General features: G+C 46.5%; 21 protein-coding genes. 12 read left to right on the forward strand and 9 right to left on the reverse strand.

The genetic code is table 11. The annotated features are described in order from the left end of the window. Positions 1–76 precede the first annotated feature (76 nt). On the reverse strand, positions 77–1,375 hold the full coding sequence (locus RDP42_RS04975; protein ID WP_308762789.1) for a cytidylate kinase family protein: 1,299 nt from the start codon (positions 1,373–1,375) through the stop codon (positions 77–79). Positions 1,376–1,498: 123 nt separating this feature from the next. On the opposite strand from RDP42_RS04975, the gene RDP42_RS04980 reads away from it, so the two are divergent. Beyond that, on the forward strand, positions 1,499–2,404 hold the full coding sequence (locus tag RDP42_RS04980; protein WP_308762790.1) for an AraC family transcriptional regulator: 906 nt from the start codon (positions 1,499–1,501) through the stop codon (positions 2,402–2,404). On the opposite strand, the gene RDP42_RS04985 is transcribed toward RDP42_RS04980, so the two are convergent. After that, the gene (locus RDP42_RS04985) at positions 2,392–3,168 is read right to left on the reverse strand and encodes an SDR family oxidoreductase (RefSeq protein WP_308762791.1); all 777 of its coding nucleotides are present in this window, start codon (positions 3,166–3,168) and stop codon (positions 2,392–2,394) included. The two genes, RDP42_RS04980 and RDP42_RS04985, sit on opposite strands and share 13 nt — an antisense overlap. Positions 3,169–3,300: 132 nt before the next feature. On the opposite strand from RDP42_RS04985, the gene RDP42_RS04990 reads away from it, so the two are divergent. Next, entirely contained in the window at positions 3,301–3,816 is a 516-nt protein-coding gene (locus tag RDP42_RS04990) for a flavodoxin family protein (protein WP_308762792.1), read from the forward strand. After that, complete coding sequence (locus tag RDP42_RS04995) at positions 3,801–4,418, forward strand: hypothetical protein (protein WP_308762793.1); 618 nt, start codon at positions 3,801–3,803, stop codon at positions 4,416–4,418. The genes RDP42_RS04990 and RDP42_RS04995 overlap by 16 nt, the downstream gene beginning before the upstream one ends. A gap of 90 nt (positions 4,419–4,508) precedes the next feature. Here RDP42_RS04995 and RDP42_RS05000 read toward each other — a convergent pair whose 3' ends face one another. From RDP42_RS05000 to RDP42_RS05010, 3 genes are all read right to left on the reverse strand, one after another. After that, positions 4,509–5,384, reverse strand: a complete 876-nt coding sequence (locus RDP42_RS05000) for a fimbrillin family protein (protein WP_308762794.1) — start codon at positions 5,382–5,384, stop codon at positions 4,509–4,511. A 25-nt stretch (positions 5,385–5,409) separates the two neighbouring features. After that, positions 5,410–7,209, reverse strand: a complete 1,800-nt coding sequence (locus tag RDP42_RS05005; RefSeq protein ID WP_308762795.1) for an IdeS/Mac family cysteine endopeptidase — start codon at positions 7,207–7,209, stop codon at positions 5,410–5,412. Positions 7,210–7,345: 136 nt separating this feature from the next. Beyond that, positions 7,346–8,107, reverse strand: coding sequence for an SDR family NAD(P)-dependent oxidoreductase (locus tag RDP42_RS05010; RefSeq protein WP_308762796.1), 762 nt, complete (start codon positions 8,105–8,107; stop codon positions 7,346–7,348). Between the two features lie 178 nt (positions 8,108–8,285). On the opposite strand from RDP42_RS05010, the gene RDP42_RS05015 reads away from it, so the two are divergent. The 5 genes from RDP42_RS05015 to RDP42_RS05035 all read left to right on the forward strand — a co-directional run bounded on the left by RDP42_RS05015 (position 8,286) and on the right by RDP42_RS05035 (position 13,052). Next, positions 8,286–8,876 (forward strand): peptidylprolyl isomerase, encoded by a 591-nt coding sequence (locus tag RDP42_RS05015; RefSeq protein ID WP_303912851.1) that lies wholly within the window; start codon positions 8,286–8,288, stop codon positions 8,874–8,876. A gap of 86 nt (positions 8,877–8,962) precedes the next feature. Further along, a complete protein-coding gene (locus tag RDP42_RS05020; protein WP_308762797.1) occupies positions 8,963–9,817 on the forward strand; it encodes an ATPase in 855 nt (284 codons plus the stop codon). 189 nt (positions 9,818–10,006) lie between these two features. Continuing rightward, complete coding sequence (locus tag RDP42_RS05025; RefSeq protein WP_308762798.1) at positions 10,007–10,711, forward strand: SIMPL domain-containing protein; 705 nt, start codon at positions 10,007–10,009, stop codon at positions 10,709–10,711. 187 nt (positions 10,712–10,898) lie between these two features. After that, positions 10,899–12,680, forward strand: coding sequence for a 30S ribosomal protein S1 (rpsA, locus tag RDP42_RS05030; RefSeq protein ID WP_303912843.1), 1,782 nt, complete (start codon positions 10,899–10,901; stop codon positions 12,678–12,680). Positions 12,681–12,776: 96 nt separating this feature from the next. After that, positions 12,777–13,052 (forward strand): putative quinol monooxygenase, encoded by a 276-nt coding sequence (locus tag RDP42_RS05035; protein WP_204477002.1) that lies wholly within the window; start codon positions 12,777–12,779, stop codon positions 13,050–13,052. 107 nt (positions 13,053–13,159) lie between these two features. On the opposite strand, the gene RDP42_RS05040 is transcribed toward RDP42_RS05035, so the two are convergent. After that, positions 13,160–14,545 (reverse strand): threonine/serine exporter family protein, encoded by a 1,386-nt coding sequence (locus RDP42_RS05040; RefSeq protein ID WP_308762799.1) that lies wholly within the window; start codon positions 14,543–14,545, stop codon positions 13,160–13,162. A gap of 85 nt (positions 14,546–14,630) precedes the next feature. On the opposite strand from RDP42_RS05040, the gene RDP42_RS05045 reads away from it, so the two are divergent. The 4 genes from RDP42_RS05045 (at position 14,631) to RDP42_RS05060 (ending at position 20,843) form a co-directional block, all read left to right on the forward strand. Further along, positions 14,631–14,936 (forward strand): nitrous oxide-stimulated promoter family protein, encoded by a 306-nt coding sequence (locus RDP42_RS05045; protein WP_308762800.1) that lies wholly within the window; start codon positions 14,631–14,633, stop codon positions 14,934–14,936. A 181-nt stretch (positions 14,937–15,117) separates the two neighbouring features. Further along, positions 15,118–16,314 carry an efflux RND transporter periplasmic adaptor subunit gene (locus tag RDP42_RS05050; protein WP_308762801.1) on the forward strand — a complete coding sequence of 399 codons (1,197 nt, stop codon included), beginning with the start codon at positions 15,118–15,120 and terminating at the stop codon, positions 16,312–16,314. Between the two features lie 21 nt (positions 16,315–16,335). Then, entirely contained in the window at positions 16,336–19,440 is a 3,105-nt protein-coding gene (locus RDP42_RS05055; protein WP_308762802.1) for a multidrug efflux RND transporter permease subunit, read from the forward strand. A 17-nt stretch (positions 19,441–19,457) separates the two neighbouring features. Further along, positions 19,458–20,843: an efflux transporter outer membrane subunit gene (locus RDP42_RS05060; protein ID WP_308762803.1), complete on the forward strand. Its 1,386-nt coding sequence runs from the start codon at positions 19,458–19,460 to the stop codon at positions 20,841–20,843. A 78-nt stretch (positions 20,844–20,921) separates the two neighbouring features. On the opposite strand, the gene RDP42_RS05065 is transcribed toward RDP42_RS05060, so the two are convergent. The 3 genes from RDP42_RS05065 to RDP42_RS05075 all read right to left on the reverse strand — a co-directional run bounded on the left by RDP42_RS05065 (position 20,922) and on the right by RDP42_RS05075 (position 25,217). Then, positions 20,922–21,458: a GNAT family N-acetyltransferase gene (locus RDP42_RS05065; protein ID WP_308762804.1), complete on the reverse strand. Its 537-nt coding sequence runs from the start codon at positions 21,456–21,458 to the stop codon at positions 20,922–20,924. Between the two features lie 21 nt (positions 21,459–21,479). Continuing rightward, entirely contained in the window at positions 21,480–22,766 is a 1,287-nt protein-coding gene (locus tag RDP42_RS05070; RefSeq protein ID WP_308762805.1) for a M64 family metallopeptidase, read from the reverse strand. A gap of 144 nt (positions 22,767–22,910) precedes the next feature. Then, positions 22,911–25,217 carry a TonB-dependent receptor gene (locus tag RDP42_RS05075; RefSeq protein WP_308762806.1) on the reverse strand — a complete coding sequence of 769 codons (2,307 nt, stop codon included), beginning with the start codon at positions 25,215–25,217 and terminating at the stop codon, positions 22,911–22,913. Between the last annotated feature and the right edge of the window lie 49 nt (positions 25,218–25,266).

The following is a 25,266-nucleotide window of genomic DNA, read 5'->3' on the forward strand; positions in this document are numbered from 1 at the left end:
CAGACACAAAAAAGGCCATCTCAAATTATATTTCAATTTGAGACAGCCTCTTTTTTGTTTTTATCCAATTAGTTTATCAGGCCTTCTCCAAGCCCTGATAAACTCCTTTCACCAGCTGACAAGCCGTTTTCAAGTCGATAGTACCTGTATTCAGCATCAGGTTGTAATGATGCGGTTCACCCCATTTCATACCCGTATAATATTCGTAGTGATGCACTCGATTACGGTTCACCCGCTTGATTTCCGCTTCCGCATTTTCCCGGGCAATACCATATTCTTCCACACAACGGTTCACCGCGCTTGGCAGGTCTGAATAACAGAACACCTTCAACACTTTCGGATAATCCTTCAACACGAAATCTGCACAACGGCCCACGATAATACAGGATTCTTTGGCGGCCAGCTCCTGAATAATCTTGCTCTCGGACACAAACAACACATCATCCGATGAAAGGCTGGACTCCAGCGGCCGTTCACTGTTCTTTGAAAGAATGCATTTCAACCAGAAAGAAGGGATAGACTGTTCATTCTTCACAATGTACTGCTCATCCATTCCGCTACGCTGGGCAGCCAATTGAATAAACTCCTTATCATACAGCTTTAGGCCAAGTTCCTTTGACAGCATCTCACCCAGCAGATGTCCCCCACTTCCATACTCACGCGCAATGGTAATTACAATATGCTGCCCCTGAGCCATAGCGGCTTCTTTCTGTACAGCAGGGTCTGTAATCCATTTGTCCAGACGACGGTAATACGGACTCACAAAATGTACAATCGGACCGACAATCAAGGCAGATACCACAGTTCCTTCACGTACCCCATAAATTCCCGACATGAAAATCAAGGACAACAAGCAGGCAAGGACGACCAATGTCACATCAAATCCCAGCTTCACATAGCCAAACTCTCCACGGAACCTCTTTGTGATGACGTTCACAAAATATTCCCCGGCCATCATGGCTGCATTGGCCTTTACCTCGAGGGCGATACCTACGGCCAGAATCACACAACCTATCAGCAAGGCAATAATCATATATACATAGGTTTCCGGGTGAAGCCAGAACAACACATAGTGCATACAAATATCAATAAATGTACCAAAACAGAACGAAATGGGAATCTGCAAGAGGTACATCCGCAAATCAGATTTCAATTCCTGGCGTGACATCAGAAACGGTTCCAGCACCACAAACAGAAGGTTCAACAGGATGGTCCACTGTCCGATGGTCAAAGGAGTAAACATACTCAATACATACGTCACACTCGTAATCGGAGACGTACCCAGCAAAGCCTTGGTAATGAAGGCGATTCCAAGCGCGTTCACAAACAAAGAAACGCAAAACAACAGGTAGCGTCTAAAAAGAAATACATTCATATATCATCTGCTTTTATAAACGCCGCAAATTTCTGTCTATTTTTCCGCTTCTCAATCATAAAAGAGCAACCAATTTTGGTCGAAAACGAAACAAAACTTACTTTTGTAGAAAAAATACGTAAGATGAACAGGCTGCTGACAGAAATTATGAAAGAATCGGGCCAAAAGGCTGGAAACACCTTGTTTGCCCAAATAAAGTATCCTCATTTTCTGACAAACTCCATCGTCATAAAACAAGGATTCTTCTTCCTGCTCGTCACAAACGGAACAACGGCCATCACCGATGCCTTCCATCGCTATAGGCTTTCCGCCAACCAGCTGCTGGTACTTACCCCCAGTACCGAGAGTGTGCTGTCTGATGCCAGCCCCGATTTCTCCATGTCGGCCCTGTACATCAATCCCGATTATTTTGACAGCCTGCCCGACGGACAACCCGTGTACAATCAAGTGGCCCGCTACCTGGGCAACTACCAGCTGCCCATTTTCTGCCTTCAAGACGCACCCGCTGAATACATGCAAAAAACGATGTCACTCTTTTCCGAGCACCTGAAAACCATGCAGCTGTATCAGGATGGAATCATCCGCCATCTGTGCAGTTTTCTTCTCCTGCAAATCACGGATGCCCTCTGCCAGGAAAACCGGAATACTCCGGTCTGCGTAAAACGTTCCAACGAAATTTTCCGCAATTTCAAGAAACTGCTGGTACATCATTACCGGGAGGAACACAGCATCCAGTTCTATGCCGACCAGCTCCATATCTCAACCACCTATCTTTCCCGTATCGTCAAAGAGCTGACAGGGCATACCGTCTGCTTTCATGTGTCGGAACTCTTGTGTGCAGATGCCCGGAAACTACTGGAATGTACCGACATGGATATCAAGGAAATTGCCGATTACCTGGGATTCTCCGACCAGTCGGTATTCGGCAAATTCTTCATCCGGAAAACCGGACTCTCCCCGCTGAAGTTCCGGATGCGGAAAGAACGAAGACTGAAAGAATCCGACACACAAGTTTCTCAAGGATTATAAGTCCAGCCACAATCATTGTGGTATATCATCAGCCGGCTCATCCCTCCATCCACCGTAATATTCTCTCCGTTGATGAAAGAGTTACGTTCGTCACAAAGGAAAGCCACTACCCGCACAATATCCATGGGTTCTCCCACTCTACCCGAAGGATGCTGTTTCAAATCCCCTTGACTATACACCGGCTGATACGCCTCCTCTTTATGGTAAGCCCCCGTATCAATCCATCCGGGAGCGATTGAATTGACACGTGCCACTCCCGCCAGACTGACAGCCAAAGCATGTGTCAATGCCGTAATGCCTCCTTTGGCTGCCGTATAACTCTCGGTATTCGGCTGCGACTGGAAAGCACGGGTAGAAGAAAGGTTCACGATGGAACCCAGTCCTTGAAAATGATCCTTAAACAATCTGGACAGCATATAAGGAGCCACTACCCCCACACGCTGCACATACAGAAAATCTTCATAATCACATCCATCCAAAATACCTCCGCGCATCAGACAGGCATTGTTAATCAAGCAATGGATACCTTCCGGCTGTTCCCGAAGTACCCAACCCGCAAATTCTTCCAGCACTTCCTTCTCAGCGATATCACCGGCAAAGCCCGCCACTTTTTTCCCTTGTTTACGCATTTTTTCCACTTCAGCCAGCATCGCTTCCCGGTCACAATCCACAAAATACACTTTATCGTCTTGGGCTGCAAAATATTCCACCACACAACGGCCGATGCCCCCGGCACCACCTGTCACTACTATGACTCGATTCATAAAACGTATAATCTTTTGATTTTGATAAACTTCGTATAATCCCCAAATTTTGTTACACTCTGCAAAAGTAAAAAATTTCATTAAACATTTCCAGTATAGAAAATGTTCTTTTCTTAAAATTGGAATGATTACATGAAACTGATTATGAGCGACAGACCGCTGGACATCCACGTCCAGCCCATGGAAGACATCCGCTATTTCGACTTGTCTTCCCTGAAAATTGCGAATTGCATGGGATGTTTCGGGTGTTGGACAAAAACCCCGGGACGATGTGTCATCCGCGACGATGCCACTCAAATTTATCCCTGTATCGCCCAAAGTGAAACCGTACTGTATGTAAGCCGTCTGGCCTATGGAGGTTACGATACTCCTATGAAAACAATGCTCGAGCGAGCCATCCCCGTACAGCAAGCTTTCATACGCATCCATCAAGGTGAAACACACCATGTGCAACGCGACGTGAAACTCAAACGGGCCACCATTATTGCCTACGGCGATACAAACGAAGAAGAACGAGACATCTTCCGTCAATTAGTGGCCCGCAATGCCTGCAACATGAGTTTTGCACAACATGAGATTATATTTACCCCCGAAGACATGGTAAACGACACGGTAAAAAAGACACTGGAAAAATGGAAAAAATACTGATACTAAACGGCAGCCCACGAGCACCCAAATCAAACTCCAAACGGTATGCGGAAATTTTCATGAAGCATTATCCGCATGAGGCGGTTTACCGCTCTGTTACTCCCAAGAATCACCTCAGCCTTTGTAAGGAGATAGACGACTATACACAGGTGTTGTTCGTCTTCCCGCTGTATGCCGATGCCCTTCCCAGTGGTTTTCTTCAATTCTTAAAAACCTTGGAAGCTCATCCGCCAGCCCGGAAACCTCGTATCTCAATTCTGATAAACTGTGGTTTCCTGGAACATGAACAGAATGAAGTAGCCATCCGCATGATGCAGCTGTTCTGTCGGCGAAACGGATATCCTATAGGCTCTATTCTCATGTTAGGGAGTGGAGAAGCCATTCTGGGCACGCCTTTCAAGTACATTGCTACCCGCAAAATCCGCCAACTGGCCCAGTCCATCGCTTCAGGGCGTTATCGCACCCTGACCGGTACAATGCCTCTGACAAAGACTTTATTCCGTATGGCAGCCGAAATTTACTGGACCCGCTACGGGAAGCGCTTCGGCACCTCCAAGCGTCAGATGCAGACGCTAGAAATAGAAAGAAATACCTTCCAATAATTCTATAAGGCCACAAAATATCCCCTTATTCAGCTTACAAAAAACAAGCTAAATAAGGGGATTTATCTTAACGGTTCTAAAAAAAACAGATTAACCGATTGTCAGATCACCTTCCACTGTTACTTGGTCTTCCCATGCACCGATGGAGCCACCTTCTACCACAATACCATCACGATTTACCTTCAGTGTGATTTCACATTTTGCTCCACCTTTCAGTTCCTCCTGAGGATTGCTCAACTGTTGCAACAAATCGCTCAGAGCTAATGTCTTGTTCTGTCCACCGACTGCAATGTCCAAGGTTATCCCAGAGGTAGCTTGCGGAATCACATAGAATGAAGCAGTGTTGCCCGTTACAGTATTCTTTCCAGTTTCTGTCTTTACGTCTTTAATTTCTCCTTTGAAAGCATCCACTACACACTGGTTCTTTGCAGTCAATGCACACGAAAGATTCTGCAAATCCTCAGCCGAATAACCGTTTCCTGGAGTAAAAGTCAAATTCAAACGATGCAATGCATGTCTAAAATTCAAATTTACAGCATTGGCAGTTCCTACTTGTACGGCCTGAGCCGGAGCAAGCAGAAGATCTTTCTCCGATGCAATCAATACATCAAAAGTAAAAGTACCATCCTGCGCTACTGTCTGCTTGGGATAACAAGCCGCGATTTCTACCTGACTTACACTTCCCAATAAGTTCAATCCTCCCCACGTAACAACATCTTTCTGATACGCATAATCCATGGAAACATTATCTGACTCAGTTTTTGTAATGCACAAAGTCATCACATCACCTTCTTCAAAACTTCCGCTACCATCCGGATTCAACTGCGGTGCACGCGATTGAGAGGAAACACTGGCCACAATCGTAATAGCCTGATCCGAAGATAACTGGGTTGGAATCTCATTGTTGGTACAAGATACTGCCATCCATGCAGCAGCCATCAACACATAAAAACAATTCTTTTTCATTTTATTGGTCTGTTTCAATTATTTCTCATTTTATATCAGGAAAAGCTTTCTGCCAAATATCCAGACGTAAGTCTACTAAAGTCAACGAACATATCATCGATTTCAGTTTAGAAGGTGTTCCTTCTATATTATCTAACGGAGCCAAGAAGGTCTCCCGCGTCTTATCATAAGATGTTTCTCCTAATTGGTATACCACCTTATACCGTTTGATAGCCCCATAGTTAGGATCCATCTCTGACTGGTTATTATCACAGAAATACAAATACGCCACATTCCCATTCGCATCAAATTCTGCTCCCCAGATTGTCATGGCATGCATGCCACTACCTGCATTGGCAAAACCGAACACAGAGAATCCGATTGCTTTATTCATGCGAAAAGCCTCTTTCATCCAACGGTTAAAGTTCTCTTTCGACATATTGTAGGTGTCCGTAGCCACGGCATTGTCTTTCGAAAACACCTCACTGAAAAAGCCTTTAAAATCCTTGTTAGAATTCGCATTCAATTTCTGGCCGTCACCATTAATGAACCAATTGACTCCTCCTGTTTCCCAACTTCCTAAGTTGGGGAAATTCTGTTTGAAGAAGTTAAATATATCACTATGGTTCTGGTCTGCTTCTGTCATCTGACGATATTCCTTGGGACAAGAGTTTCCCGGATGTGCTTTCTCGTATGCCTGTACATACTTACTATTATGATTCAGCCACCAATGAAGCAGATTGGAAGCCGTGGCAGCCCAACACATGTTACCGTCTCCTCCTTTATATTCGAAGGTCTTGTTGCAGTCATACCATCCGCATCCTTCTTTCCAGGTAAGATACTCTACCTCATTCAATATATCTGCCGCATATCCATTACGGAACCATTCTCCTTCAGGATAGTCGGTTATCCAGGTAGTTACAGGTATTGTCTGCACATTATCCCTCCCTGGGAAGGCCGGCGAAGTGATGCCGTACACCCAGCGAGTCTGATTGGCAAATTCCATATCTACCACCTCATCATCTACATCTTCATCGGCAGACTTCAGGGTCAGATTCAATGTAGTCTGCATTCCCGGTTGGAACGACAGCACCTCGGAAGTAAGCGAATAAGAAATCTCTTTCCCGCCAAAAGTCAGTCGAAGCAATCCGTCTCCTCTCTGGTAATCAGAAGCTTCTTGCGGAAGGATGATGGCTGAGTACGTATGCTCTGCCGTCTGCCGTGGCGTAATCCAATAATAACTTTTATTGGGCAAATATACACGTCCATCCACCAAAGAAATCTCACCGTTCGTACAGCTTCGTATCTTCAGTTCCAAATCCTCCGGAACAGTCCCTTTCAGATGAATATTAATCCGATGCAAAGCATGCTTGAACAATAATTTGGCAGAAGTATCTCCTGCCCCTACAGTGGTTTGAGCAAAAAGAATATCCGCTTCCTGCTGATTAGTTATAGTACTCTGATTCAGCGGCAAATTAAGAATGCGACGGGTCTCATCCCCCACAGGTTTTGACAACACAGGATACAAGGCCGACAAAGTCCACGCTTCCTGTCCGTTATTCACCCGCTTCAAGGAAGGGGTCCACTTTCCGCTTTCATACTGCAACCCAACATTAGAAGTTTCTTCTCCTGCCTTCATCCACACATCGATACGATTGCCTTCCTCAAAATGGCCGCTACCTTCGTCATCGATTGCCGTACGACTTTCTTGTGACCAAGCAGACTTGGCACACTCCAAGGTAAAGTATTCATTATCCGAAAAAGAAATATCCTCCGTACGGTCGCATGAAATCAGGAAACACATACTTCCTAAAAGTACAGCCCACAGTTTGTTCAGTTGCCTCATCAGTTCAAGTTCGTTTCTATGTTCTTAAGATTTACACATAAACAAATGCTATTGTTCAACATATTAGGTCAATATTTATTCATTTTCTATTTTTTTCAAAAAAAAAACGGGAAACTAACATTTTTGAACGAACGAATTATTTTTTCCGATAACAGATTGTTCCTGTAGCCTGATTTGTAGGCATCACCAGCACTTCGGCAATCTGAATGTGTGCCGGAGCAGAAGCGGCATAATAAACCACCTCGGCAATGTCATCGCCCGTGAGCGGACGAATGCCTTCATACACTGCATCGGCCTTTCCTTTATCACCCCGGAAACGGACAACGGAGAAGTTTGTCTCCACCAAGCCCGGTTTCACATTGGTCACCCGCAACGGGGTATCCACCAGGTCAATACGTAATCCGTCTGACAGCGCTTTTACTGCCGCTTTCGTAGCACAATACACACTGCCGCCTGCATAAGCTGCGTCTCCGGCTACGGAACCGATGTTAATAATGTGTCCGCATCCACGTTCCACCATGCCCGGCACAATCATCCGTGTCATGGCCAGCAGGGCTTTGATATTCGTATCAATCACTACGTCCCATTCGTCCAGCGAACCTTCATATTCTTTATCCAGCCCGATGACCAGTCCGGCATTGTTGACCAATACATCCACATTTTTCCATTTTCCCTGCAAGGAATCTACTGCCTGACGCATCGCCTGACGGTCACGCACATCGAACGGAAGTGTCAGAACGTCAACACCCTGCGCGGTCAGTTCCTTTTTCAGGCTTTCCAGCTTCTCTACATTTCTTCCATTCAAAATCAGGTCACTTTCCATGGCCGCGAATTTCCGTGCGCAGCCTTCACCGATACCACTTGTGGCACCTGTAATAAAAATCACTTTTCCTTTCATAACTTCCTATCTTAACAACAGGCGTTTTCTGCCTGCCCTTCCGGTTATCCGGCTGCAAAGATAAGATGCATTCCGACAAAAAATTGCAACAGAATTCATTCTTTTATTTTTATTCGCTTATTACCGCGATATTTCCTATCTTTGCGACCGATTATTAATGCATATTTAATTTTTTAACATGGAAAATAAATACATTACGGTAGCATATAAACTGTATGCAGTGGAAGACGGGAAAAAAGAATTGCGTGAAGAAGCTCCGGCAGCTCATCCGTTTCAGTTCATCTCTGGAATAGGCTATACGCTGGACCGCTTTGAAAAAGAAATCCTGGCCCTGCAGAAAGGTGACAATTTCAGCTTCACCATCCCTTGTGCGGAAGCATACGGCGAAAGAGACGAAGACAACGTACGTCAGGTGCCTAAGTCTATGTTCTGCGGACCGGATGGAAAATTTGATAGCGACAATATCTTCGAAGGAAACATCATCATGCTGAACGATGCGGAAGGACACCAGTTCTATGCCAACGTGGGTGAAATTACAGACGACAAAGTGGTGCTCGATCTGAACCACCCGCATGCAGGCAAAGACCTGTACTTTGAAGGTACGGTGATGGAAATGCGCGATGCCACCAACAAGGAAATGGAAAGCATCATCAAGCTGATGAGCGGCGAAGGCTGCGGCGGCGGATGTGAAGGTTGCGGCGGCGGATGCGGTGACCACGCACAGGAAGACGAAGGCTGCTGCGGTGGAGGTTGCGGACACTGCCACTAATCCCCAAGAAAACCAATCATACAGAAAAGAAGACGGTGCATTCCGTCTTCTTTTTCTTTTCTACCCGTTTTTAATCTTATATCCCTATGATTCTTATAGCCGACAGTGGAGCCACCAAGACCGACTGGTGCGTCGGTACGACTCTCAGCCATAACCAGATTGTCCAGACAGAAGGCATCAACCCTTTTCATCAGGAAGCCGACAAAATAAACCAGATACTTTATGACGGATTATTGCCGCAGCTTCCCTGCTCTCCGTCCGACATACAAGCTGTATTCTTCTATGGAGCCGGATGCACGCCCGACAAAATCGAGAAACTATCCTCCCTCCTCATTCAGGCATTTCCACACGCCAAAGTGGAAGTCCACAGTGACCTGACGGGAGCCGCACGGGCTTTGTGCCAACACCAGCCGGGCATTGCCTGCATCTTGGGCACTGGGGCCAACTCCTGCCTGTATGACGGAGAGAAAATCACACAAAACATTCCCCCGTTAGGATACATTTTAGGAGATGAAGGAAGCGGGGCCTACCTCGGCAAACGCTTCCTGGGCGACTGCATCAAGCAGCAGCTACCCTCCTCCCTGCTAAAAGGTCTGTTGGAGGAATATCAGTTGACCTTGCCCGCTATTCTGGACAAAGTGTACCGGCAACCCTTGGCCAACCGTTTCCTGGCCAGTCTTACACCTTATATATATAGGTATAAATCACAACCGGAGGCACATCAATTCCTGACCACCTGCTTCACCGACTTCTTCCGGCGCAATGTACTTTCCTATCCCGGCTGCCACCAGCTTCCGGTATCTTTCACCGGTTCCGTAGCGTGGTACTTCCGCCCGGAAATCGAGGAAACGGCCCAGAAACTGAACCTTCATACAGGGATTTTCATCCAGGCTCCCATACAGGAATTGAAGCGTTTTCACCTGCCTGAAAAAACACTTTGACGTTTCATCTAAAACGCAAGGACGTTTTGATCTAAACGCAAGTGCGTTTCACCTAAAACGCAAGGACGTTTTGGTTCAAACGCAAGTGCGTTTTATCCCAAACGCAAAGACGTTTTAAAAAGCTTGGAAAATCCATTTATTTTCAATACCTTGCCAGTCCATATTTCACCTTTAATCGTCAGAATCATCATGAAAAATTTCAGAATTGAAGCCATCATCCTGGCTGTCGGACTCCTTCTGCTCGGAGTCTTCATCGAAAAAGGATTCAGCAAGTTTGCAGAGAAAGACCGCAGTGTCACCGTAAAGGGACTGGCAGAACTGGAAGTACCGGCCAACAAGGTAACCTGGCCTTTGGTGTATAAAAGCCTGGGGAATGATTTGGGCAGACTGTATGACGACATCAAACGTTCCAATCAGACCATCACGGGATTCCTGAAAGAAAAAGGGTTGACGGAACAGGAAATCAGCATCAACGCGCCGGAAATCATCGACCTGGCAGCCGAACGCTACACCAACAACCCAACCCCCGCCAACCGTTACAATGTGACCACCGTCATCACCGTCACCTCCGACAAGGTAGACCTCATCCGAGGACTCATCAGCGAACAGGGAGAGTTATTGAAACGGGGCATTGCCATCACCTCGGGCGAATACCAGTACCGGGTACAGTATGAATATACCGACCTGAACAAAGTAAAGCCCCAGATGATTGAAGAAGCCACCAAGAACGCCCGGGAAGCCGCCGAGAAGTTCGCCAAAGATTCCGGCAGCCAACTCGGAAAAATCCGCCAGGCCAATCAGGGACAGTTTAGCATCACCAATCGCGACCCTAACACGCCCTACATCAAGAAAATACGGGTAGTCACTACCATCGACTACTCCCTCGAGAACTAAAAAAATCCAAAATCCGGAAAACGAATCCTACCGAGAGCCGTTTCCCGGATTTTCTGTTTTTCTTTCTGTCGAAAAAAAACAACGAAGTATTTTAATATTCAGTATTTTATTATACCTTTGCAGCCGATTTATATAAACAATATAAAGTCTAACACAATTAGTTATTTAAACAACAATTTTTTATTTAATGGAAAACTTAAAGAACATTGCTCCTCTTGAAGATTTCAACTGGGATGCGTATGAAAACGGTGATGCAACCAGCAACGTAAGCAAGGAAGAACTGGAAAAAGCTTACGACAGCACTTTGAACAAAGTAAACGACCGTGAGGTTGTAGACGGTACTGTCATCGCAATGAACAAACGCGAAGTGGTTGTAAACATCGGTTACAAATCAGACGGTATTATTCCGTTGAGCGAATTCCGTTACAATCCGGATTTGAAAGTAGGTGATACTGTAGAAGTATACATCGAAAACCAGGAAGACAAAAAAGGTCAGTTGATCTTGTCTCACAAGAAAGCACGCGCTACTCGTTCTTGGGATCGTATTAACGCTGCGCTTGAAAACGAAGAAATTATCAAGGGTTACATCAAGTGCCGCACGAAGGGTGGTATGATTGTAGACGTATTCGGTATTGAAGCATTCTTGCCGGGTTCTCAGATTGATGTGAAACCTATCCGTGACTACGATGTATTCGTAGGCAAGACTATGGAATTCAAGGTTGTGAAGATCAACCAGGAATTCAAGAATGTAGTTGTTTCTCACAAGGCTCTTATCGAAGCTGAACTGGAACAGCAGAAGAAAGAAATCATCAGCAAACTGGAAAAAGGTCAGGTACTGGAAGGTACTGTCAAGAATATCACATCTTACGGTGTATTCATCGACTTGGGTGGCGTAGACGGTTTGATCCACATCACCGACTTGTCTTGGGGCCGCGTAAGCGATCCGCATGAAGTGGTTCAGCTGGATCAGAAACTGAACGTAGTTATCTTGGACTTCGACGACGAAAAGAAACGTATCGCTCTTGGTCTGAAGCAGTTGACTCCGCACCCATGGGATGCACTGGATCCTAACTTGAAAGTAGGTGACCACGTGAAAGGTAAAGTAGTCGTTATGGCTGACTACGGTGCATTCATCGAAATCGCTCCGGGCGTTGAAGGTTTGATTCACGTATCAGAAATGTCTTGGTCACAGCACCTGCGTTCTGCTCAGGACTTCATGAAAGTGGGCGACGAAGTAGAAGCTGTCATCCTGACTCTGGACCGCGAAGAACGCAAGATGTCTTTGGGTATCAAACAGCTGAAACCGGATCCATGGGAAACTATCGAAGAAAAATATCCTGTAGGTTCTAAGCATGTTGCTAAAGTACGTAACTTCACTAACTTCGGTGTATTCGTAGAAATCGAAGAAGGTGTAGACGGCTTGATCCACATCTCTGACCTGTCTTGGACTAAGAAGATCAAACATCCTTCTGAATTCACTCAGATTGGTGCTGACATCGACGTAGTTGTATTGGAAATCGACAAGGAAAACCGTCGTCTGAGCTTGGGTCACAAGCAGTTGGAAGACAATCCTTGGGATGTATTCGAAACAGTATTCACAGTAGGTTCTATCCACGAAGGAACTATCGTTGAAATGTTGGACAAGGGTGCTGTCGTAGCATTGCCTTACGGTGTAGAAGGTTTCGCAACTCCGAAACACCTGGTAAAAGAAGACGGTTCTCAGGCTCAGTTGGATGAAAAATTGCCGTTCAAGGTAATCGAATTCAACAAGGATGCTAAACGTATCATCGTTTCTCACAGCCGTATCTTCGAAGATGCTGCAAAAGCTGAAGAAAAGGCAGAAAAGAAAGCAAAGAAAGCTTCTAAGAAAGAAGAAACTCCGATGATTCAGAACCAGGCTGCTTCTACTACTCTGGGTGACATCGATGCACTGGCTGCATTGAAAGAACAGCTGGAAGGTAAGAAATAATCTTTCTGAATAAATATCAAAAAGGGATTGCACATGAGTGTAATCCCTTTTTTTTATCTATCTTTACGACCGTTATAAACTTAAAAACAAGAAACAATGATCAGACTAAACGTATTTATTCAAGTAGAAGACAAGAACTACGACCAAGTAGTCACTGCGGCAAAAGAACTGGTAGCGGCCTCATTGAAAGACAATGGCTGTGTAGCATATGACCTTTTTCAAAGCAGCACCCGCAAGGATGTCCTGATGATCTGTGAAACATGGAAAGATGCAGCCTCACTGACTGCCCACGAACAGAGCGCGCACTTCACGACCCTGGTTCCCAAGATTCAGGGACTGGCTGCCATGAAACTGGAAAAATTTGAATTCTAAGCTCCAGGCTTACCCTAAAAAAATCCCCCTCAATCCAATGTGAACTGAGGGGGATTTTTTATGAAGTAAACTCGCAAATTCTATCAATCAATAAGCATCTCTTCCGATTACCATTCAATAAACTTACCGCGAGCACGGCGTTCTTTCAGTATTTCCGCCAAGCGCTTGTTCTTGGAAGCCGCAATAAAACGACGACCAAAGATATTCGGAATGGCAACTCCTAAAGCGATACACATAATAATCAATCCGGAATTGACACCACTTTCTATGGCCTTCATCAACGGGGTAACCTGATCGATGGATTGTACATTCATATTAATCAATCCAAACAGCATACGGTACATCAGCACTCCCGGAATCATCGGAATCACCGAAGGGATAGTCAGCACGTGATTCGGTACATGGAACCAATGCACTGCCTTGATGGCAATCAGACTAACTAATACGGAACCTGAGAAGGAACCGATGACCAATCCCATATCCAAACCGATATTGTTGGTACTCGGTCCTAAATTGACAAAGTTACGCGTACAAACCGCAATGATACCTCCAAGGGCTACCACCCACAACAAGCGACGCTGGATATTAAATATCATCGAGAAGCCCATGGCTGAAATAGCCGCTGCAATGGCATATTCCCAATATTTATGATGAGGAACCATACTGATGGTTGGGAAGAAATTATCAATGTGACAGAGCTTCACTGCAAACGCAATACCGAAGGCCATGGCCGCCACCATCAAAAGGGTGTTCACCGCCCGCACAATACCTACCTGGATGTAATTGTCGAGCATATCGTCCACAAAATTAATCAAAGGAACACCCGGCACAATGAACAAGGCACAAGCCAACAACGGATGCCAGGGAGTGGAAGTCCATTCGGCCGGCAACAGAGTAGATGCCCAAGCAATGATAGTAGCCACAAAGGCAGAAATAGCAATGCCCATGTAATGATTCAAACCAGATTCATTGCAAATCTGACGGAGACGCATACCCAAAATAGCCGCAATAGAAGCATACAGGAACGCCATCCAGTCGCAACCGAACTGAATACAGAATCCTCCACAAGCAAAACCGGCACCAACAGCCACCTGCCAAGGAGTGTAGTTACGTTTCTTTTTCCGGATGTTCTCCAGTTCTTCTTCATACTGGTCCAAAGTGTAATCCTGCTCAATGGCACGCCAAGAAAGTTTGCTCACCTCCGAAATGGCCGTCATGTTCACACCGTGACCCTCGATACGCTGAAATTTAGTGAAAGAATAATCGCCGTCACTCACATTCACCATCAGCATCGTAAAACTGACATTGATATGGAGCTTCTCTTCAGGGATGCCAAGGTAAGCAGCCGTACGTTTCATGTTTCTTACAATACGGTTCGTATCGGCCAGACTCTCTACCAATAATTTCCCCGTACGCAACAATAAATCCACTCTACGATGCAGCAACTGATCGTGAGCCTTTACAGTCGTCTCTAAATGTTCCTCTAATATCATTTTGTTTACAGATTATTTCGGGCGCAAAGTTACGAAAAATATCAATTCTATTCGTACCTTTGTAAACCGAAGTTACATATATTATATGAATAAACTTTCACGACGAGAAGAAGAAAAACAAACCGTAGAACAGATGATCCGGTTTTATTGCCGGCACAAAGAAGGGAACTCTACCCTTTGCCAAGACTGCAAGGAACTGTTGGACTATGCCCACCAACGGCTGGCGCATTGCCCTTTCGGGGAACAGAAGAAAACCTGCCGTCAATGCCCGATTCACTGCTATCGCCCGGAGATGAAACAGAAAATAAAAGAAGTCATGCGATATGCAGGCCCCCGAATGTTATGGCATCACCCGCTTTGGACGCTCAAACATTTATGGAGGGAACGCTAATCTCCCACACAAAGTGTGGATTTTTTCCACAACAGTTCGTAAAATTCCCCAATACTTCCTTATCTATCAAAAGAGGAAGTAGCCTGATTTTCAGCTTATAGAATTAATTTGTATCTTTGGCACGAATCTTGTCCGCCATTCTAAAGATAATGGCATCTAAAACTATAAAAAAATTGAACTTATGAAACGCTTTTTGACTAGGAAAGAATTAAAGGTAAAAAGAAAAAAAATGATTTACATGGTGATCGGCATCGCAGTCATTTTATCTCTTTATTTTATTTTTACCCGAGAAAAGAAACCCGCTCCTGAAATCCCAGTTGTTTCCGTCATGCCTGCCAGCCGGCAGAATGTACAAATATTCGGCGAATACGTAGGACGTGTCCGTGCGCAACAGTTTGTAGAAGTACGTGCCCGTGTAGAGGGTTTTTTGGAGCAAATGCTATTTGAAGAAGGTACCTCAGTCAAGCGGAATCAAGTATTGTTCATCATCAATCAAGATCAATATCGTGCGAAAGCCGACAAAGTACGTGCCCAGTTGAAGAAAGATGAAGCACAAGCTCAAAAGGCCAAGCGTGACCTGGAACGTATCCGTCCGCTTTATGAACAGAACGCTGCCAGCCAACTGGACTTGGACAATGCCGTAGCAGCGTATGAGACAGCTGTGGCCAGTGTGGGAATGAGTAAAGCCGATTTGGAACAAGCCGAACAGGAACTGGGTTATACGGTGGTACGTTCTCCCATTTCCGGACAAATCAGTGAACGCCACGTCGACTTGGGAACATTGGTAGGCAGCAGCGGAAAATCATTGCTGGCCACCATCGTAAAGAGTGATACCATCCTCGTAGACTTCAGTATGACTGCCCTCGACTACCTGAAAAGCAAGGAAAGAAACGTAACTTTCGGTCAGAAGGATTCCACCCGTTCCTGGCAGCCTACCGTCACCATCACCCTGCCGGACAACAGCGTCTATGAGCACAAAGGTTTGGTAGACTTTGCCGCTCCTCAGGTAAACCCGAAAACAGGTACTTTCTCCGTACGTGCCGAACTGGCTAACCCGGACCATGTATTGCTGCCGGGACAGTTTACCAAAGTAAAAGTATTGCTCGACGTACGTGAAAATGCCACGGTAGTTCCTCAGAAAGCCCTGATTATCGAAAAGGGAGGAGCCCATATCTTCGTCATGCGAAAAGATTCTACCGTAGAAAGACGTTTCATCGAGCTCGGCCCTGAGTTCGGAAATGATGTAGTAGTGGAACGCGGATTGGCAGCCGGAGAAATGATTGTGTACGAAGGTTTCCACAAACTGGCTCCAGGAATGAAAGTCCGTGTACAAGATCCTGCCAAACTCAACAACGAAGCGAAAAAAGAGGAAGAATAATCCACCTAAACGAATTTACGCATGAAAGTCAGCTTTTTCATTGACAGACCCGTCTTCTCGGCTGTCATCTCCATATTAATCGTGATTATAGGTGTCATCGGACTGATGATGCTGCCTATCGATCAGTACCCGCAAATTACGCCACCTGTGGTAAAAATCAGTGCTTCTTATCCGGGAGCGAGTGCTGTGACCGTGTCACAGGCAGTAGCAACTCCGATTGAACAGGAACTGAACGGAACACCGGGCATGCTCTACATGGAATCCAGCAGCTCCAACTCCGGAGGTTTCTCTGCCACAGTTACTTTCGACATTTCTGCCGACCCGGACCTGGCAGCTGTGGAAATCCAAAACCGTATCAAACTGGCGGAATCGCGCTTGCCGGCCGAAGTGATTCAGAACGGTATCTCTGTCGAGAAGCAAGCTCCGAGCCAGTTGATGACCCTCTGTTTGACTTCCAACGACCCGAAGTTTGACGAAATCTATCTGAGTAACTTTGCCACGCTGAACGTACTCGACTTACTCCGTCGTATTCCGGGAGTAGGACGTATCTCCAACATCGGTAGCCGTTACTATGCCATGCAAATCTGGGTAGACCCCGCCAAGCTGGCCAACTTCGGACTCACCGTGCAGGACGTACAGAACGCCTTGAAAGACCAGAACCGTGAATCGGCTGCCGGTGTACTCGGACAGCAACCCATGAACGGGGTGGACATCACCGTGCCCATCACAGCACAGGGACGTTTGTCATCGGCTTCCCAGTTTGAGGAAATTGTACTGCGCGCCAATCCGGACGGCTCTCTTATCCGTATGCGCGATGTGGCTCGAGTATCCTTGGAAGCTTCTTCCTATAGCACGGAAAGTGGTATCAACGGTGGCAACGCAGCTATTCTGGGTATTTACATGCTTCCGGGAGCCAACGCCATGGAGGTAGCTCAAAGCGTGAAAGACGCCATGAAAGAAATCAGCAAAAGTTTCCCGGAAGGAATGGAATACAACTTCCCGTTCGATATGACCGATTATATCTCGGAATCCATACACGAAGTGTACAAGACGCTGTTCGAGGCCTTGTTCCTGGTAATCGTTGTAGTATTCCTTTCTTTGCAGAACTGGCGTGCCACACTGATTCCGGTTGTAGCCGTACCGATTTCTTTGATTGGTACCTTCGGATTCATGCTGATATTCGGTTTCTCGCTCAACATCCTGACCTTGTTGGGATTAGTACTGGCCATCGGTATTGTGGTGGATGATGCCATCGTCGTGGTGGAAAACGTGGAGCGTATCATGGATGAAGAAAAGCTCAGTCCGTATGAGGCTACCAAGAAAGCCATGGAAGGATTGGTAGGAGCCATCATCGCCACTTCACTGGTACTGGCTGCCGTATTCGTCCCGGTTAGCTTCCTTTCCGGTATCACCGGACAGCTTTATCGCCAGTTTACAGTCACCATCGTAGTGTCCGTACTTCTTTCTACAGTCGTAGCCTTGACGTTGAGTCCGGTGATGTGTTCACTCATCCTGCGGCCGGTTGACCCGAACAAGCCCCAAAACCGCGTGTTCCGCTTCATCAACAAATGGCTGGCTATCGGAAACAATAAATACATTATTTATATCAAGCGCATCATCAAGAATCCACGTCGGGTGATGGTCGGCTTCGGAATGGTATTGATTTTCATCTATATGTTCCACCGATTGGTGCCCACCAGCTTCCTTCCAGTTGAAGACCAAGGTTATTTCACCGTAGAACTGGAACTTCCGGAAACTGCCACCTTGGAAAGAACCCGCGCTGTGACCGACCGGGCCGTAGACTTCATCATGAAGGATCCGGCGGTAGAATACGTACAGAATGTCACCGGTAGCAGCCCGCGTGTAGGAACCAGTCAGGCCCGAAGCCAGCTGACCGTCATTCTGAAGGAATGGAAAGAACGTGACAACACGACCATTGATGAAGTGATGGAGAGAATACAGAAAGAACTGGAAACTTATCCGGAAAGCAAGGTCTATCTTTCCACGCCTCCAGTCATTCCGGGTCTGGGTACGGCCGGCGGTTTCGAAATGCAGCTGGAAGCCCGCGGTGACGCCACCTACGACGACCTGGTACGGGCTACCGATACCCTGATGTATTACGCATCACAACGAAAAGAAATTGCAGGACTTTCTTCCTCTCTGCAGGCTGAGATCCCTCAACTCTACTTCGATGTAGACCGGGATAAAGTGAAACTCTCTGGAGTGCCGATGGCAGACGTATTCTCAACGATGAAGGCATACACCGGTTCCGTATATGTGAACGACTTCAACATGTTCAACCGTATCTACCGTGTGTACATTCAGGCAGAAGCTCCTTACCGACGCGAACGCGACAACATCGGCCTGTTCTTCGTCCGCGGGTCAGACGGCAACATGATTCCGCTGACAGCTTTGGGTAACACAGATTATACGACCGGCCCGGGAAGTATCAAACGTTTCAACATGTTCAATACTTCCGTCATCCGAGGTACTACAGCCAACGGAGCCAGCTCCGGACAGGTAATGGAACTGTTGGAACAGATTGCCCGCGAAAAGCTACCCGAGAACATCGGAGTGGAATGGAGTGGTCTTTCCTATCAGGAAAAACAGGCCGGCGGACAAACCGGACTTATCCTGGCATTGGTGTTCCTGTTCGTATTCCTGTTCCTGGCCGCCTTGTATGAAAGCTGGACCGTACCGATTGCCGTATTGATTTCACTTCCGGTAGCGGTGTTGGGAGCCTATGCAGGTATTACCCTCTGCGGACTGGAAAACGATACCTACTTCCAGATTGGTCTGGTTATGCTGATTGGTCTGGCCGCCAAAAACGCCATCTTGATTGTGGAATTCGCCAAAGACGAGGTGGACAAGGGACGCGACATCGTAGAATCGGCCCTCCATGCAGCCAGCCTGCGTTTCCGTCCGATTCTGATGACCTCACTGGCCTTTATCCTCGGTATGCTTCCGATGGTAATTGCCACCGGTCCGGGCTCTGCCAGCCGACAGGCCATCGGTACAGGTGTCTTCTTTGGAATGATTGTGGCAGTTACCGTAGGTATTTTGCTCGTGCCGTTCTTCTTTGTAATGATTTACAAAGCCACTCATAAAATGAAAGTGAAAAAGTAAACTTACAGATGTAGCTTATGAAACCGACTAACAAATTATATCGCCTTTTACTCATTTCCGTAGCAGCCCTTCTGATGGGGGGCTGCAAAATCGGGAAACAATATACCCGCCCCAAAATGGAGCTGCCTACTACCCTCGACAGTACCAGCGTAGACTCCACTTCCATCGGTGACTATCCTTGGGAACAGATGTACACCGACACCATCCTCCAGCAACTCATCCAAAAGACGCTGGACTACAACAAGGATATGCTGATTGCAGCTGCCAGAGTCAAGGAACTGGCTGCCATGAAACGGATTGATTATGCTAACCTGTTCCCACAGTTAGGGTTGAAACTCTATGCGGAAGAAGAGGGAGAAGATTATGGCGGAGACAACTATAAAAAAGATAACCAGTACGACATCAAGTTAGGAATCACCTGGGAAATCGACCTGTGGGGGAACCTGCGTTGGGCAAAAGACAAGAGTATGGCCGAATTTATGGGTTCCATCGAGAACCAGCGGGCCCTCCGAATGAGCTTGGTAGCACAGGTGGCACAGTCTTATTTCGAACTGGTAGCCCTCGACAACGAACTTTCCATCGTGAGAAAGACCGTAGATGCCCGTCGGGAAAGCTTGCACCTGGCACGTATCCGCTACGAAGGCGGATTGACTTCCGAAACAGCTTACCGGCAGGCCCAAGTGGAATTGGCGCGTACGGCCACCCTCGTCCCCGACCTGGAACGGAAAATCACGTTGAAACAAAATGAGATTACATTCCTGGCTGGAGAATATCCTCATGAAATCAAACGGGCTACTCTGCCGGAAGATGTCGTTCATTCCGCTTCACTTCCCGTGGGACTTCCTTCCTCCTTGCTGGAACGCCGACCGGATGTACGCCAGGCCGAACAGGCCGTCATTGCCGCCAATGCCGCAGTGGGAATCGCCTTTACCAACATGTTCCCAAAACTGACCTTGACGGCCACTCATGGTTCAGAAAACGAAGAACTTTCACACATCTTCAAGTCACCTCACTATCTGTTGGCAGGAACTATCCTCCAACCGCTGTTTGCCATGGGCAAGAACCGTGCGATATTGAAAGCCAAGAAAGCAGCGTGCGAACAGGCTGCATACGCATACGAAAAAGCCGTATTGAATGCTTTCAAAGATGCTTATAATGCCATTGCAGAATATAATAAGGTGAAAGAAATCTATGAAACTCGTCTGCGTCTGGAACAGTCATCCAAAATCACACTGGACCTGGCTCAGCTGCAATACATCAATGGAGTAATCGGCTACATGGATTTGCTGGACGCACAACGTGGATACCTGGATGCACAAATCAGCCTGAGCAACGCTGTACGTGACAAACAGATTACGCTGGTCAACCTCTACAAAGCCTTAGGAGGCGGCTGGAAAGAATAACCTCATTATACCATATAAAAAACGCGGAAACTGAAATTCTATACAATTCAGTTTCCGCGTTTTTCTTTTTGTTTTACCTCATACGGATTTCACACCATATACTTTCTCGTATATCTCATCCCGAATGGATTCAAAATCGGCCGCAACATCGTCTGTACCTGCGTACATCAGGAACATGGGCAGACTCTCTCCCCCTTTCCGGTAAGGAGGCTGTACATAATCCCTTTCACACAAGCGGAAGCCACAACGTTCGTAAAAATCTATTCGCCGACGACTCATTTCGTCTACCGGCTTCTCTACCTCCAACACAATGATTCCACGGAATTGCTTCTGAAGTGCCTCCATGATTCTCCGGCCATATCCCTTGTTACGTACCAAAGGAGATGTAGCCAGATGTTCCACATAAGAGAAGCCTTCCAATGTCCATACGGTAATCAATCCTATCTGAAGTGTATCCTCCGCAATCAGATAACAAGTAAAAGCCGCATTGTGGTCTACATTGTGACGCTGAGCTCCATCCTCTCTTCGTTCCGATTCCGGAAAAGATTCATGCCACAGATTCTCTACAAACGCATACGCCTGGTCCTTCGTATGCAAGGGGATAAATTGAAGCATACCTATATAGATTTAACGTGATTATTCTGTATAAAAACGGATAAGCCGTTCCAGTGAACGCTGGCAAACTGGACAGAACACTGGTGCCTCATTGATTTTCATCCGACATTCTGTAGTAGGACGATAAATACCTTTTTTCGTATAACCGCCCCCTTCATATACTCCGACTTTGGTATACAGCAGTTTCTCGTCCGTCTGTGGTTTCGTCGGGATAGGAGTTCCCGGTTCCACCATGTCTTTCCATTTATCTTCAAAGTGTACCAAAGTCGTGATATTGGGTTCCCATGGTTCTACGCTGTAAGGATACAACGGACTCGGCGCTTCATCGTACGCATATTCGTCCGCCAAGCCTCCAAAGCTGTGACCAAACTCATGCACGACTACCGGACGGAACATAGAGTGATGGGCTGTAGTCAATGTATAGGAATTATAGATGCCTCCTCCCCCATACGTATCCGTATTGGCCAGGATGATAATGTGTTCATACGGAATACCTGCCAACCAGTTGTGAATGGCTTTTACACTCCGGGTAGTCAGGTAGCGGTCGGAATAAAACGTATCAAAATGGGAACTGACCGCCGTGGTCTTCCATTCGTTGTTCCGCGGAATACTAACCCCGCTGTCTTTTGATTCACTGAATACAGCGACAATATTAAAGCGGTCTTTCAGTTTCTTGAACGGTTCATGCTCAAACAAAGACTCACAGGCAATCTCGGCATCCTTATAGAACAGTTCTTCATCCTTTGCCGAGTAGCCCTCTGCCATAATAGCTACGTCAATACACTTCTCCGATGACCCACCCTTCCATAAATAACGGTGAGGAGTCAGATTGCCCGTACCTCGCTGGTGAATCAGAATATCCTTGGGATTGACTTCATGCGTCAGTGTGGCGCTGGGTTTCTGATAGGCATCTTTCAATGTCACGGTAATCTCAGCCGGCTGCTTGGGGTAAGGCACCAAAAACGTATTTTCAAATCCACGGGTCAGCACTTTGGCTTCCTTTTCACCCAGCCATTCCTGAAACAGGCTTGAGAAAGAAGTCCGGTAAATGACTTTTCCTGTAGCCTTGTCCTTCATGGTGATTTCACCATTTCCCGCCAAAGGCAGTTCCGACAAATGCGTATGCCGCCCTGCCCACTGAGGAAGCGATGACAACTCATCCAAACAAATATCCTGCTTGTCGGCATTTCCCGTGAATATATAATCCAAACGAAGTGTCTTGTCTACAAAATAATCGTCAAAGTTTTGCGCGAAAGCATGCCCGCAAAGCGACAAACCAAGTGTAAGAATCCATACTGTCTTTTTCATATATCTTTAATTTTTCCCACAAAAATAGCGATTTGACTTATTTCACACAATTTTTGTAACAAGAAAGCGAGGTCCTATACAAAAAAGCGGTGCCTTGACAGAAGACACCGCTAAAAAGACACTCTTATTTATTTTATCCGTGCATCAATTGAAGAACTTGATGCCAATAAAGTAGGTACGAGGCTGTGTAGGACCGTAGAAATACTTCGAGTCACGTTTTCCGCCTTTATCCAAATCTTTCTGAAACGCATTGAAGATGTTCTGTACCCCTCCATTCACCTGCAACTTCAGATGGTCGTTCAATACAAAGGTATAGTTCAACTTCAGATTGAAATCCATAAAATCGGGTGTATGCTCCAAGCGGTCTTTTTCAATATAACCTGCAAAGTGAGGCACAATCATCCGGCCTGTATAGACACCTGAAAGAGAAAAATCAAAATTCTTCAAAGGTGCAGAACTGAAGGTGAAATACCCGTAATAATCCGGTGTACGTGGCATACGCTTGATGGGTGCCACATCTTCATCCTCACTCCATCTCACGGCCTCCGTATAACGGCTGCGCTGTACGGTAAATCCCAACTGCAACTGGGCTTCCTTGCCGTGCGCGATTTTATAATCAATATTGGCTCCATACACCCGGGCCCCACTGCCATTTCGACGTTCCTGCACAGAAGTACCTGAAACGGGATCCGTCCCTATGCTTTCCAAATAGAACACATCATTCAAAGCCGTGTAAAACCCTTCTATAAGTAGGTTCGACTGGAAATGTCCGAAATTGGCTGTCCAATCAATCGAGCCGCTGAAACTCTGAGAACGCTCAGGCTTCAATCCTTCTGCCAAACGGATTTCCATTGCTTCACCTCCCACGGCCGCTACATGTAAATCTTCATCGTAAGCCTGGGGAGCACGGAAACCAGTCGACCAGGTCAGACGTCCCTGGAACTTGTCGGAAGGTTTCCAAAGCGTGTTGATACGGGGACTGAAAATCACCTTGTCTACCAGATTATGCTTGTCCAACCGGAATCCGGCCAGGATCGTGAAATAGTCCAATTTCCATTCATTCTGCACAAATCCGCTGGCAATCTTCACATTCTGTTGCAAGTCACGCTGGTAACCCGTCATTACATCGTGCAAGGAATTATACTGGTATTCCACTCCGCCCGTAAAGGTAGCCGGCGAAAACAGGCAGTTATCCATATTGCCTACATACATGGCTCCTCCTACGGCAGTCAGGTCCTTGGTCTTTCCGTAAGCATTCGGGTCGCCACCTGCTCCATAATAACTGTTACGGTCAATGTGCTGAGCCGAACCATAGACCGAAAGCTTATGTTTGTACTCGTTAAAAAACACGTCGTAGGTCAGCCCTCCACTGTTGATGATGTGCTTGGTCTGCTCCGTGATGTCTGTTTCATGCGGCTGCAAGTCAAATTTGTTGCCGCCACGACGAAATTCATTCGTCGTATGATATTCCAGACTGATGCGGCTGAACTGAGTGGGACGATAATAAGCCCGCAACCCGAAAGTATTCATATTGAGTTTTCCCAATTCAGAGAATCCGTCTCCATCCGCGTCATACGGATTACGGTTACGGTAGGACTGATACAGCGCAATACCGTACGAATTGTCGGACGAAACAAGTGAGGCATTGGCCCCCATATACTGTTCCCACACCTTTCCGTTCAGGTTCGACATCGTAGAAGCCACCTGAAACGAATTACGTACGGGGTCTTTGGTAATGATATTGATGGTACCTCCCACGGCATTGGCTCCGAACAAGGCAGAACCTCCACCACGTACCACTTCCACCCGCTCAATCATATTGGTCGGTATCTGTTCCAGTCCGTACACCCCCGACAACGCACTCATTACCGGACGGCTGTTAATCAGAATCTGCGAATAAGGTCCTTCCAGCCCATTGATACGCACCTGCGGAAAACCACAATTCTGACAGTTGTTTTCCACCCGCAATCCCGACTGATAGCTCAACGACTTGGCCAAATCAGTAGAATTCACAATCTCAAACAATTTGTTGTTCATCACGTTGACCACCACTGGGGCCACCTTCCGGCTGGTTTCATTCCGGTTGGCTGATACCACCACCTCATCCGTCATAATAGATTCTTCTTCCATCACGAAATGCATGTCGACCACAAAATCCTTGCTGACCGTCACTTTTTTTACCTGCGTGGCATACCCCATTATCTGCACCTTCACGGAATATTCTCCTTCCGGAACATGCTTGAAACGGAAATAACCTTCTCCGTCTGTCACAGTACCTTCACCGGTTTCCACTACCAACACGGCCGCATAAGGCAAACCTGCCTCCGAACCTTTTTCAATGACATGCCCCACAATGGCATTTCCCTCTTTTACGGGACCTTCTGCGTAAGCATACGCATAGCTGACGAGAGTGCATACCACTCCCATCCACAAATTGATATATTTTTTCATAATTTGCTCCTAAAATATTCATACTAAGTTCTTCAAATCTCCAATAGAA

This window comes from uncultured Bacteroides sp., from assembly GCF_902472605.1.
Taxonomy (GTDB): domain Bacteria; phylum Bacteroidota; class Bacteroidia; order Bacteroidales; family Bacteroidaceae; genus Phocaeicola.